The organism is Bradyrhizobium sp. USDA 372 (genome assembly GCF_053629095.1).
In genome coordinates, this window is the sequence record NZ_JBRJHR010000001.1 from 5,150,742 (window position 1) to 5,164,390 (window position 13,649).

Sequence of the window (13,649 nt, forward strand, 5' to 3'; positions counted from 1 at the left end):
AGCCTGGATATGCATTTAGCCAATGCGCGGTCAGCGAGGCGCTTCACTGGCAAGTCCAACCGTCAAGCAAGAACACTGGCGGCTACCCTTGTCATGCTCTTGGGCCTGTCCCAATTGGCGCCCAGCGTTCATGCGCAGGAAGGCTTGGCCGGCAGCGTCAAGCGAGGAGGCGTTATTCGTTACGGGCATTTTCAAGAGCCTGCCTGCCTGTTCGGAGGATGGGTGCAGCAATGGTATCTGCAACGCCAGTACAGCGATAATCTGGTTGCGCGCGACGAGGACGGCAAGATTTTGCCATGGCTGGCCGAGTCTTGGACCATCTCCGACGACAAAAAGGTGTACACATTCGAGATAAAGCCGAATGTAAAGTTCACTGACGGGAGCGCCCTCGATGCGCAGGCCATCGCTGACAATATCAACGGGTGGCTCAGCAATGACCCCGATCTTCGCAATCCGACTGCCGCTCCTTATCTCGGCGAGAGCTTCGAATCGGCGAGGGCAATTGCTCCTCTGAGATTGGAAGTAAAATTGAAGGTGCCGTTCCAGCCCTTGCTGAACGTGTTCGCCCAATCCTCACAAGGCATTCTCTCGCCATCGGCACTCAAACGTGGACTTGCGGTCAATTGCGAGAACCCCGTCGGTTCAGGTCCATTCATTGTCGACAAGTGGCACCATGGGCGAGAAGTCACCTTCCGCCGCAATCCCGAATACAATTCGGCGCCGGCCACCGCCAGACATCAGGGGCCGGCTTACGTTGACGGGATCAGTTGGAAGTTTCTGCCAGATCAGACTGTCCGATACGGCTCGCTGATCGCGGGGGAGACCGATGCCATATACGATATTCCGGCTGTCGCATGGAAGGACGCCAACTTCCGCTTTCCAGTATTACGGCACCTGACGGGGGACACCCCCCTGCGCCTCGCATTGTATACGGCCCGGCCCCCATTTGACGACGTGCTCGTCCGCAGGGCCTTTGCCTATTCTACTGACCGAAAGGCCGCGGTCGACACATCCTTCCTCGGCTCTTTACCGTTCGAGGGCAACGGTGCGCTAAGTCAGAGCTCGCCGGAATACCTGCCTGAACTCGGGCAGTCCTATGGGTACGATATTCGCAAGGCCAATCAGCTGCTTGATCAGGCGGGTTGGACTGAGCGCAATCCTACGGGCGTTCGTGTCAAGAACGGTCGTCCGCTCATCGTGCGCATTTCCTATTCGTACGCTTTTCTCAAGCCGGATGGCGAGCAAGCCTTGCAAGTTGTCCAGCAGCAGGGACGGGCGGCCGGTTTTGACGTACGTCTTCAACCCACCAATCCGGCTGACTTCTTCGCCGGGAAAAACCTCGGACCCGATGATTATGAGGTCGTTCTCCTCTATTGGGTTGCCCCCGGCGCTGAGATATTCCGGATCTCGTGGAAGCCCGATCAGAATGGCGAGCCCAATCGCTTCAATCCCTCGCGCTACCAGGATCTGATGCTTTGGGACATCATTCGAAAGGCGGAACAGAATTTCAATGGAGCTGAACGTACCGCCCTTTATCAGCAGGCGGAACGGAAGATCGTGGATGAGGCACCCGTTATTGGCCTTACTGTCCTGGACGTAACTTTGGCGACCAAGCCGACCCTGAAAGACGTCTGGCTGGACCGTGGGTCAGTTGGCGAACCTGTCTTCTATGATGCCCATTTTGACGACAAGAAATGATGCCATGAAGATAGCAACCCATCATGCCATTGTTTGGTTCACGCGCCGGATATTGGCCGGCGTGGTGGTGGTGTGGGCTGCCGCAACGTTTGCGTTCTTAATTCAGTGGGTGATGCCTGGCGATCGCGCCCAGATCATCATTAATGTGACAAGTGGCAACGTCGGGCCGGCGTCCGCGGCAGAACTCGCGGCGATCAATGCGAAATACGGCTTTGATCAACCACTCGTGGTTCAATACGGAAAATACATGCTGGGAATCCTGCATGGAGATCTTGGTGAATCCTACCAGCAGCATCGGCCTGTCGCAGGGATCATCGCGGATCAGATTGGGCCTACGATTATTCTGGCGGTCGCCGCGCTGCTGATTGCATGGATTATCGCCATCCTGACAACCTTGTTCATCGCCGGCAGAGACAACATATGGTCGAAGCTGCTCAATGACACGCAAGTCTTTTTGGCAACAGTGCCGCCTTACTGGCTGGCCACAATTTTGCTGGTTGTTTTTGCGGTAAAGCTGCGCATTCTTCCGGTCATCGGTGGAAATTCCCCGGTCGGGCTCATTCTCCCGACACTTGCGTTGGCTCTTGAACTGTCGGGCTTTTTTGGACAAGTCGTTCAGAACGAGTTCACGCGCGTGCTCGAGCAGCCCTTCGTCACGTCCGCGCGGGCCCGAGGTATGAGTGATTTTGGCGTCAGGCTTCGCCATGTCCTCCGCCACGCCGCATTGCCCGGGATTACTTTGTCAGGCTGGGCGCTCGGCAAACTTCTTTCGGGCGCGATTTTGATCGAGGTGGTTTTCGCCCGTCAAGGCCTAGGTGGAGTCCTCGTCGCTGCAACGTCCTCGAGAGACGTTCCGATTGTCTCGGGAGCTGTTTTGATCTCTGCGGGCGTATTCGCTCTTGCCAATTTGATCGTCGATCTGACTTACCGGCTGGTCGATCCGAGGTTCAAGTTGACATGAGCATGTTCGCCGAAGTCAGCATATCTCGTTCGCTCAAAGAAGTCCTGGCAATCACGCGCCATGTTCCCTTCCGGGTTACCGTCTCTCTTATAATAATTGGCCTCTTTGCCTTCGCGGCTATGGCCCCAAAGGTACTGCAGACGCACGATCCGCTCGCTATAGATTTGAGATCGTCATTGCAGTCTCCGTCGATCATTCATTGGTTGGGAACTGATCAATTGGGGCGAGATCTTTACTCTCGAATAGTCGAGGGGACGGGCCAATCCCTCGCCATCGGACTTGGCGCAACGGCGCTGAGCATGTTCATTGCGATCGTTATCGGCGTCGCCGCAGCGCTTTCTGGTGGCGTAGTCGATAGCATCCTCAGCCGGATTGTCGACGTGCTCTTTGCGATTCCCACGCTCTTGCTCGCCCTTGTGTTCGTGACCGTTTTTGGCCCGTCCCTATTGACTGAGGTCATAGCTGTCGGAATCGGCACAGCGCCAGGCTATGCGCGCATGATCAGGGGCCAGATGCTTGCCATCAAAGGGACAGGGTATGTGGAGGCCGCCAAGGTTCTGGGTCATCCATTTCCCCGTCCGGGGCTAGAGCGGGCAAGTTTCCTCGGGGCCAAGCTTGATTTTGCCTATATGCACGCCATGGCAGCGCAGGTCTGCAACTTCGATGACGCCAGTCTGCGCAATTTAATTGATGCAACCGGCAGCCTATTTCATGGTTGCAGTATGAAAAGAACACGCTTTGACAACGCGATGCTCAGCGGGCTTCTCCTTTATCAGTGCGACGCGAGTAATGCTGTATTCGATGGCGCGGAACTGCAAGGGTCAACTATCAATGAATGCTTCCTTCCTTCCGCTTCCTTCCGCTTTGCTAAGCTGAGCCAAGTCGCTATCACGAAGACGCATCTGGCGGATTGCTCGTTCTTCCACTCAAAGGGAGACTGCTTATCGATCGTGCGTCCCACCTCCATCGATGGTCTTGTCTTGGAAGGTGCTCATCTTCCGTATCTGAGACTCTCAAAGGTGAGCGGGCGGATTCGGGCGAGAGCCCTGAGCGCCCCATTCGCTGATCTTCACCTGTCAAATCTCGCGAGCGCTGAGCTGGAACAGGCAGACCTCACCGAGGCGCGGCTTCTGTCCGTAGGCCTCTCCGACGCGAACCTCGTCGGTGCTGTGCTCAACAGTGCATCTATTCGTTCCTGTCAGCTGGACGGAGCGGACCTATCTCAGGCATCAGGTGAGAGCATTTCGATAACAGAGAGCACAATGCGAGCCGCCAAACTCACCGGTTTTCGCGGCCGCTGCGCCTTTGTGCGCGACTGCGATCTCGAACATGCGGACCTATCACAGGCTTACCTCTACAGGTCGATGATCACCGGTGATCCGCCGCAATCAATGGCATTGGGTCACGCAAATCTCGAAGGCTCCAATCTCGTTCAGGCATATCTCGCCGCGGGTATGACCGATAGCAACCTGGAGGCAACGCGGGCCGCATACGTTCGCATGAACCAATCGTCCCTGCGCGATGCGAACCTGAGTGGGATATCGCCATTCCAGGCCAGCTTCGTGAAGGTCGACTTTTTAGGCGCTAAGATAACCACCGTTTTTTGCCGACCGTTGTCGGGGACTGCAGGTCGCTCTGGAGGGGGATCAGCTGAACGAGTCATCGAACTATCTGGCTGAACTCTCATCGTTGATGCGACGTGGTCGAGAAGGGTCAACCTGACTCCTTTGAAAACCGCAAGAACAGAGGGAGCTACAGTGCCCATGAGCTTAGATCAGTTTGATGCGGTCATTCGACTGTAAGCGGGCGTTGAAGCTCTTTGGAGCTCGTCTGCGTGCGCGGCCCACACAGGATGCCCCCGCCGCGCATCTTCCGAGATCCAAGCGCTCCACTCTTTTTGCGTTCAAGGAAACTGGAGTAAGAACATGCATCTGGCAGGTCTTTCCGCAGGCAAGGCGTTCATCCGGGAGGTCGCAAGAACAGGTCAGACCATTGGCACAGTACACACTCTGGGCGCCCTGCATCTTGGGCATGCAGAACTGATCAGAAGAGCGGCCTTGGAGAATGACGTCGCGATTGTCACAGTGTACCCGAACAAGATCCAGCTTAGACCAGGTGGGAGCTACAATTTCAATTTGGACGATGATATTGGACTTGCCCTACGTTCGGGAGCGACTGCCGTGATTTCCTCGAGCGACACCGAAATGTTTCCGCCTGGCTATCGAACGTTCGTATCGCAAGGTGACTATCATTTGCGTTTAGATGGGCCTGAGGCGTGCTTGAAGGAAGCCCTGACCGGTGCGGTCCGCTGGATCTGCTATGCGCGGCCAACTCGCAGCTACTTCGGCCTGAAAGATATCGGTCAGGCGATCCTGGTGAAGCGCGCCGTTGCAGACCTCCTTCTCGATTGCGAGATAAGGTTTGTGCCGACCGTGAGATACAAGAATGGAGTGCCGATTTCGTCGCGCTTAAGGCGATTTAGCCGGTCTGAGCTTGATGAGCTGTCATGCCTCTTCACGGCACTCAACCATTTAAGGGAAGAGATCGTCCGAGGAGCGTCGAGCGTCAAGGACCTTGTAGCGTCGGCTGCATCTCACATAAAGTTCCGACGGTTTAAATTCGATTATCTTCGGATTGTCGGCGGTGACAGCTTCGAAGATCTAGAGCAGGTCAAGCTCCCTTTCATCATTATTGGCGCGGCAACGGCTCACGGCCTGAGGGTTTTCGATAGTATCTATGTTCCAGATCAGGATACCCTCCTAAATGGTGCTCCGGATCTCTGGATCGATCTGCCTAAGCACTCGTAGCTAGACCATTATTCACCGCATGGCCTTCACGGAACTAGTACACTGGCCTGGCATGGAAACAGCATGCAAAAAGAAATCTGAGCTGATCGGTTGGCGCGCTAACATTTCCCCGACATTCACTGGGTGCGAAGTCTAACCAGCAGGCATCCCAGACTACCACCCGCTCGGGGGCCCAGCGCACTACAGCTGACACGGTCGTTACCAAACATATTTGCTCTACTCGACATTTCTGCGAGGGTGACATGTTTGATGTCTATTCGTAATAACAAGCGGGACTTCCTCGTCATAAGCAACGCTTCTGAGATGCCCGCACTTTACTCTTCCAATAAATGGCACAAGAGCAGAACTAGAGTTCTCAAAGTCAGCGACGAGGTAAAGTCGGCCGTTCAGCGACAGGGGTATTACGTTCGTAGCTTTCGAGTTGGCAAAAGGGAAATGATCTAGGGCTTGAACCAATAACGCAATGTCGGCTGACGAGGGCCAAGCGGAAGACATCTGCTCGGGTTGAGGTTGCCGGTTTCAGCCCAAAGCGGACACGTCGGAAGGAAGGCGCATCTGTCGGCAACGCCTAAGCATAAACTCGGCTCCGAAGCGGTGCTGACTGGATGGTCAATACTTTGCGCCTAGAGACGAAGTGTTACTATGGAGATCGGCACTATGAGTCCCATGACTGCTATTTCCTGGAGGTGCAGCCCACAAACATCATCGCGGGTCCGTGACTTATTTCAGCGTCTGAGAGACTCTTTGTGCTTCCGCCAGATCAAGCACGGGAGCGCAGCTATGCCGATCTCGCGCCTGATTTCCGGCATCAATTTCGCTCGTGACCAACAACACCTTTTCGAGTCTGGCTTGAACTGCGCTCTTAGGAAGCTTGGCTTGGTCGAGTCGATCATGGCGATCCAAACTGCGACTGATCGCAAAAGAGTGATTGAGGTTCATAGTCCTGGAGTGACTGACGCTCTTGCTGTGGGCGAGATGGCGGTTCGCGAGATCAGTCTGTCCAAAGAAGGAAGCATGCTAGGCGGGCGGTGTCGGTATGTCTTTTCGGCGTTGATCGGCAAGATGAAGAGGATGTCCACTCATCCGTCTCGCTGTCTAGGCTCTGACCGGGCTTACGCTAGTCCCGCTCGTGCTCGTCAACTCAATCTCCGCGAGGCGATCGGCTTGCTCTTTGGTCAAATTGACCCAATTAATCCCAACCAGAGCCGGCCCCTTCCGTTGTCGACCCCATCCAGCCCTTAGCCCCCTGAGGACCTAAAAATCGGCGCGGTGAGAACGTCTTGTCGCGCACCGTCATGTTAGATCCGCACTTTTATCATCTGATCATCACCTGATCGTTACCCGAGTTCGCTCAAGACAACGCGCCTCCGTAACTCGTGCGCGGCAGCTTTCAAATCGCAGACTCCGATCAGACCGAGCTGCCTCAAGCTCAGGAGAGCAAGCAGGTCACACAGCTCGACACAAAGCCCAGCTCCCAATATGGCTATGGCGCGTTGCTCCTCCGCATCGAGATCAACCCGTGAATTGCTTTCCAGATGCGTTCCGGTTTCTCAAAAGCCAAACCCATGCCTGATGTGCCGGAGCATAGCGATCGCCGCGTCGGTGTACCGACCGTGCGTGAGGTATTGATCCAGTTGCGCTGTGGAAATCAGCGCCGCAACTGCCACCGTGAAGCCCTTGAACATTGGGCCTCTCCTGAAAGAGACCGCTAACCGGGCGTGTCGGAAAATCAGACGTTCTCAGATTGGCTGCCGCCTATGGCGACCTAATATGGAAATGCTGACAGTGAGTGGTAACTACTCTCTTAACGGGTGCGGTGGACGGGTACCCCGAAGCCGCTAGACCCGGTACCGGATGACCTACTCACGATTTCGAACCGGCGGGCTGAAAAGAAGATAGGCTGCATGATCCTTGGCGCCACGAAGCGGACCAAGCGGAGACCGCGTTCCGTATACGCGATCGGGCCATACGCGGAGACGCTGCGTGAATGAAAGAGGCCGCCAATCGAGATGGCCTCTTGTCGCATGAGAAAATTGCGCTGCTCAGAACGACAAGAGCGCTATCGCTGCGAGCACCGTGTTGAGAGCGCCAACGGCGATGATGGCCGCCGTAACGATCCGGTCATGGCTCATCACTTCCTCCACTACTAAAGAGAGGATCTCTTAACGCAGCTATCTAGGCGGGAAAAGCTCTCGACTTGATCATGCGGCGGGAGATCTCAGCGAATCGGCGCATTTGAGCGCCGGTCTCACTCTGACGTGCTGTTCGCACATTTGCCTCGGGCGGGCTGCCCCAGGTTTTGCTGCTCGACCTGACGCGAAGGCGTTCGGCTTCGGCGACTAGTCGGGACGGTGCTCCGTCATGCGCGGTCGCTCCGATTTGCCCCGCCTCCCACGTTTCTCGACCGAAACGGTTCCTGCAGCGTTTCGGTGCAAGGCTTCAGCCTCCATTTTACAGTGTCCGAGCCTTCCAGGCCGGACACCGCATCAGGTTTGAAGCCTCTCCGGCGCTCACCTTGCAGACCTGCGGACCTTACCTGCACCTGCTCGCGTCCGCATTTCAGAGCCTCCTCGCACCGCCCTCTTTCTCAGGTTACCCCACAGGACACCCAATGCGGGAACTACTATGCAAGAGAGGATTGCCCCTTCCAGCTTCGCCGCTTTGGGGTGCCTCGGCCAAGATCACGATGGGCGGCAGACTGCCGAGCCGCCTCAATTGGTCTCCCTGGACTCGAAACGACAGTGAGAGGTCGCAAAATGGCTGGCGACCTTGGGAGTGTGTATTCGATCGGATGTTGTCTCCCGCACAGCCGTCGTCCAGCTCGTGGTGACAGCTCTCAGTGATTGAGTAGATCGGGTCGGAAAGTCAATACGATCCTTACTGCCCGACGTGGTAGGGCTAGGCCAGCCGCGCTTTGAGATAGTCTGGTCGGGCGGCCCGTCGCAGCCAAACGCTCACGGCAGCTCGAACGGTGAATCGTGACCCTAGATCTGTAACCTCTCGGGAGCAAAATCTGCGGAGATGATCATGAGCAGGCGATCAGAAGATCATAAAGCAGATGACATTATCCCGCTGAGCGAGCTGGATGTAAGCGAAGGCAGGCGCTTTCAAGACGATAGCATATGGGGTTTCTTTGACCGGTTGCGAAGAGAAGATCCCATTCACTACTGCAAAGACAGCCCCCACGGTCCATATTGGTCCGTGACGAAGTATCGGGACATCGTAGCGATAGACACAAACCACAAAGCATTCTCATCAAAGCAAGGTGTCACTATTGTCGACGTGCCTGATAAACACTGGACCCAGAGTTTCATCAAGATGGGGCCTCCCAAGCACGCCGAGCAGCGCAATACCGTGAGCCCGATCGTCGGACCGGAAAGCCTGACGAAGCTCGAAACCTTGATCCGCTCTCGGGTCAGGGCGATTCTCGATGGCTTGCCGCGCAATGAAGCCTTCAATTGGGTAGACATGGTCTCGATAGAGTTGACGACGCAAATGCTCGCCACGCTCTTCGACTTTCCATTTGAGGATCGGCGACTACTGACCTATTGGTCAGACGTAGCTGTTACAACTCCGAAAGCAGGCCATGCGATCGACAGCTGGGACAAGCGAAGCACAATCTTATCAGAATGTCTGGACTATTTTACAGGGCTTTGGAACGAGCGCATTAATGCCGAGCCGCGCCTCGACCTGATTTCCTTGATGGCGCATTCGCCCGCCACACGCCATATGAAGCCGAGTGAGTTTCTCGGGAATCTGATTCTGCTGATCGTGGGGGGAAATGATACGACGCGCAACTCGATTACCGGCGGCCTCCTGTTCATGAGCCAGTACCCCTCCGAACTGCGAAAACTAGCCGACAATCCCAAGCTGGTCTCGAGCGCCGTGTCCGAGATTATCCGATACCAGACACCGATCGCGCATATGCGCCGCACTGCCGCGGTCGACAGCATCGTAGGCGGGAAACAGATCCGGAAAGGCGACAAGGTCGTCATGTGGTACATCTCCGGCAACAGAGACGAAGAGATCATTGAGAACGCCAACAGTTTCGTGATCGACCGGAAGAATGTGCGGCAGCACCTCTCGTTCGGATTCGGAATCCATCGCTGTCTTGGTCGACATCTTGCCGAACTGCAGTTGAGAGTCCTCTGGGAAGAGATCTTGGATGCGAGACTGGAGATCGAGGTCGTCGGCGAACCCGAGCGAATTGCATCTAACTTCGTGCACGGCTATTCGGCTCTCCCCGTGCGGATTGAAGCGTAGGCCTGGTCGCGCCAGTCCCCGGCCGCCGGTGCGCGGTCAGGGTGGATTGATCTGAACTAATGTTCAATCTGCGCAGATGGCTCGATCGACGCGAAGCATTTTTAGTGGGCAACTACTGATCGACCGGGCAGACGTTTGAAGTCCCCGTGAGAAGCGACATGTCAGGCGCGCGTCTCGACTTGCAAACGCCTGAGATGCCGAAAGGGCCTCAACGGCAACTCCGATGCCGCCTGTTCGGGTTGCCTTGTATAGCCGGAACGTGGAGGCCGATGAATTGATGCTGAAGATTGTAGCGGGTTGCAGCGATTTTCCTTGGAGAAGCGATTTGGATATTCCCCGAGTTGATTACCTCAAGCTCCCTGGGGAAGACCGGCAGTAATTTGGCAATGCCTGTGGCCGATGTTTCTCCTGATATCCTTCGGTGGCATCTACCTCATTTTCAGATAAGCGCTTCGCCACATGCATATGAAGAATATCTGGATCATTGCCGCGAAATAGTGGGAGCTATTCTGGTAGTGGAGCCGATACTCACCTTTCTGCTCTTTAGAGACGTGCGGACACCCAATTCGCTGGTCGGGGTGACGCTCGGTGTGCTCGATATGCTTGCTGCCACATTTCTATGAGTGTGATTTAACCGGCCTGGGCGGCGGCCCGGCTTTTGCGAGATATAGTTTGAGGGAGTTGCGCAACCTCGATTCTGCTCAGTTCCGACGGGCAAAATGTCGTTGCTGATGGCCTCCGACGTCTCGGCACACCCGTCGATGGCTGGTGACTTGGTAAACTCTTCGGTCGAAGTCTGTTTAGTGGATAGCGGGACGCGTGCGTTGCGAGCGAAGGTCTGCCGATCGACATACGCTGGCCAGTTCTGCTTGGCCAAAAATCGCCGTTCAGGAGGCGAGCGCGTTCCTGGCTGCTCTCTAGCGTTTGACTTGGCCCAGCTCGCGTGCATAGAGCCAAGGCGTTCGGGTAGGGACTATTCCGTGGGTAGGGCAGGTCGGACGCCGGTCACGTCTCAGCTGATCACACCGGCACTGATGCGGCTAGTTCAGCAACACGACCAAGCTGCGATTGAAGTGGAACTCAAGGCGAGGTCTTATTTCTTGTGCATCCAGATGAATGGCTCTTGGTCAGCTAGTCGTCAGCTAGGCGGCCTATCCAGACAGGCTGCGCACTCTCGACTATTCGGAGATGAAGTATGAAAGGTATTGGCCGAGCTGATTCATCACAGGGTGAGGCGGCGGGAGCCGACAGCGCCGGGGAATTGAGCCGTTCGAGCCTGGAGCCTGGTCTCTTCCCTGGGGAACGCGGTCAATCCTTCGATGCCGTCCTGGAGCGGATGCGCTCCGGGCCTCAAGACAGAACTGCGGCTTCAGATATGGCGGCGCCAACGCGCAACGAGATCAAGGCCGCAAAGCGAAATTTGGACAGCCTGCTTGAGAAGTTTGAAACTTGCCGTCGAGCGGCCATGCAACGCTGCAACTCGGAAAAGGCGCAAGAGCTGATCGATCGAGTGGTCGAAGCAGGCTCAACAGTTCTGGAGTATTACGCGAATCTGCCTTCCAATTTGGCGCGTCGTATCCTGCCCGACGATCAGGCTCGCCGGCTCCGCGACAACACGCTGGATGCGGGCAACCAATGTAACGAAGTAGCCACCGAGATTCTGTACCCACTTGAGAACAGGAGAAAGAAAGCAAAAGCCCTGCTCGACGAGGTCAAAGACACCGCTCCGCCCGACCAGCTGAGCCGCGTCGTTGCGGGCGTCGCGAACCAGTATGCTGCCTGCATGGACTGGTGGGGAAAGAAGGCGTTGCGCTTCGAGCGGATGCAGTCAGTCTGTGCGGCTACTGCCCACTTGCCAAGCAGCACGCCCGAGATGCGCAAGACCGAAGAGGGCCAACTCAGGCTCAATACGGGCTGGGCGCTCAATACCAGGTGCATGTATCTGCAATCGCGCATCGCTCTCGCCCAGCTCTTGATTGAGTCGCGAGCGAGCACGTTAGCACCGGACGTGCGAGCCGCCCTCATGGACGAGAGGGGGCAGGTGCGTCTGCTCGGGACCTTTGTTGAAGATGTTTTTCCGGCATTTATTTCGACGGGCGAGGCCGTTCGCGGAGGAGCGGTGCTCGACGCCGAGCACCGCGCCGTTCTGGAAGGAGTGATGGAACGGCTTTCGGAATTTGCATCCCAACTGAGGGGCATGCTTGAGCCCCTGAGGGAGGCTGGAACGGAAGCTGACCTTCCTTTGCAGTTGCTTGGCGAGATCGTGGACGGAGCGTGGGTGACGGCGAACGACGTCATGCGGCTGCTGGCATTGCAGCCAAAGACGGAAGTGACGATTGAACCGCCGGCTTGGGCTGCGCTTCCTGAAAACACTGCCCTGGTGGGTGAAGGCACTCCAGCGCGCAGAAAGGGCAAAGCAAAGCGCGGAGCAGCCGCGGGCGAGGGGAGTTCGACGGCCAGCCCGCCCGCGCCGCAACTGGGAAGGTCCGATGCCGCCGCGGCCGCGACGGGCAAGGTCATCGTGCTCTCGGATCTCGGTACAAAGAAACTCGCCACGCCGGAGGAGGCAGCTGCGTCATCCTCTGCGACCGATCACCTCCAGATGTGGCAGGCTCCGCCCTCCAGGAAGGCACTGCCGGGATTACTTGAGCGATTGGACGAGCTGCTGCAGTTCGATCTGCGGGCTCAGCAAAGCGCCGTCTCGCAAGCGCGCCAGATGAAGCCCGACGACGCCGAACATGTCCTGAATCGCGTGATCAAGCGCTTGCAGACGCAGTCCTCCGAGATTGAGGCCTGTGTAGCCGCGCTGGAGGAGCCTCGCCGACGGGGCCTGCTCACCACTGCGCAGGTGCCCGAAGTGCACGAAAAGATAGTCCGGCTTCAAAGGATGGGGTCCGAGGTTCAGGGGCAGGCAAAGTCATTGAGCGCGCGAAAGGCAGCAATCACGAGCGATTGCATGAAGACCTATGCGTTTCCATCGCAGAAATACCTTGTACAGTTACGGGCAGCGGGGGAACTGGCGTCAGTGGATCCACCTCGCGCCTTGAAGGGAGAGCCAGGGACGCTGTTTGAAATCAAGCTACAGCCCATGGCGCTGAGCAATGGCGCGACGCCAAGGCCGATGTGGGTACACATCCACACCAAGCGGCCGGTACATGCCTGGCAATTGGCAACGCTGGGCGATCGCGAATTCGCCGCTTGCCACGTCAAGTCTGACGAACAGCGCGGCTACAATCAGCACTGGCAGAACGCTCGAGCCGCCGAGGGGCACGAGAACGTCGTGATCCACCGAGGCAAGCTCACTCCCGCATTCTGTAGGTCCTTGTTGAGCACCGCCGCTGGCCAGCCATGGCAGCCCCTTCCCGACCCGGAGCACGCTTCAGCTCAGATGGCTCGACTGGGGATCTAGTGAGCTGGTTTTCTTGCGCCGGTGAGCCGTTCGGCGTCAGAGTTCATGCCTTTCGGACCGGCTCGGCGGATTGCCTGAGCTGCGCCGAGCCTCGTCGAACTCCAGCTTACACAAGGATGGAGCCGGGGAGAGAACACTTCTTACGGGAGGGGTATCGGCTGGCGATCCGGAGGATTGTCGGTCGTCGTACAAGCAAGCTGCCATTCCCTGCCCTGGCGAACATCGGCGCTCGGGCGAGAAGCTGGGCCGCTGACTATTGCAGGCGGGAGATATACCAGATGCTGGCGGCGATACGCCCGGTGTCACAGTGCTTTCACCTGCCTGCCCGCGGCGAACTGGCGCGCAAACTCTTCGGGCGAGCTTCAACGGATCGCGGATGGTCCGGATGTACGGGAGCTGAGCGTCCCGGCCGCTTTGACGAATCAAACCGGGCGGTGCACAACAACGCCGCCTGTTTGCTACTCTAGCATCAGGCTACGACGGCCCCAGCATCACGCCTCCTTGGCCTCCA

At 56.9% G+C, this 13,649-nt stretch carries 7 protein-coding genes; 6 read left to right on the top strand and 1 reads right to left on the bottom strand.

Annotated elements, in window-relative coordinates:
* Window positions 1-9 precede the first annotated feature (9 nt).
* From AB7M16_RS24210 to AB7M16_RS24225, 4 genes are all read left to right on the top strand, one after another.
* Complete coding sequence (locus tag AB7M16_RS24210; protein WP_124163633.1) at window positions 10-1,698, top strand: ABC transporter substrate-binding protein; 1,689 nt, start codon at window positions 10-12, stop codon at window positions 1,696-1,698.
* A gap of 4 nt (window positions 1,699-1,702) precedes the next feature.
* Complete coding sequence (locus AB7M16_RS24215) at window positions 1,703-2,659, top strand: ABC transporter permease (RefSeq protein WP_453945384.1); 957 nt, start codon at window positions 1,703-1,705, stop codon at window positions 2,657-2,659.
* Window positions 2,656-4,338, top strand: a complete 1,683-nt coding sequence (locus AB7M16_RS24220; protein WP_453945385.1) for a pentapeptide repeat-containing protein — start codon at window positions 2,656-2,658, stop codon at window positions 4,336-4,338. The genes AB7M16_RS24215 and AB7M16_RS24220 overlap by 4 nt, the downstream gene beginning before the upstream one ends.
* Before the next feature lie 246 nt (window positions 4,339-4,584).
* The gene (locus AB7M16_RS24225) at window positions 4,585-5,466 is read left to right on the top strand and encodes a pantoate--beta-alanine ligase (protein ID WP_158671515.1); all 882 of its coding nucleotides are present in this window, start codon (window positions 4,585-4,587) and stop codon (window positions 5,464-5,466) included.
* A gap of 1,550 nt (window positions 5,467-7,016) precedes the next feature.
* Here AB7M16_RS24225 and AB7M16_RS24230 read toward each other — a convergent pair.
* The gene (locus AB7M16_RS24230; protein ID WP_260374199.1) at window positions 7,017-7,151 is read right to left on the bottom strand and encodes a hypothetical protein; all 135 of its coding nucleotides are present in this window, start codon (window positions 7,149-7,151) and stop codon (window positions 7,017-7,019) included.
* A gap of 1,342 nt (window positions 7,152-8,493) precedes the next feature.
* On the opposite strand from AB7M16_RS24230, the gene AB7M16_RS24235 reads away from it, so the two are divergent.
* Together AB7M16_RS24235 and AB7M16_RS24240 are read left to right on the top strand one after the other, a co-directional pair.
* Entirely contained in the window at window positions 8,494-9,729 is a 1,236-nt protein-coding gene (locus tag AB7M16_RS24235) for a cytochrome P450 (protein WP_124163636.1), read from the top strand.
* Window positions 9,730-10,924: 1,195 nt separating this feature from the next.
* On the top strand, window positions 10,925-13,138 hold the full coding sequence (locus AB7M16_RS24240) for a hypothetical protein (RefSeq protein ID WP_453945386.1): 2,214 nt from the start codon (window positions 10,925-10,927) through the stop codon (window positions 13,136-13,138).
* Window positions 13,139-13,649: the final 511 nt, after the last annotated feature.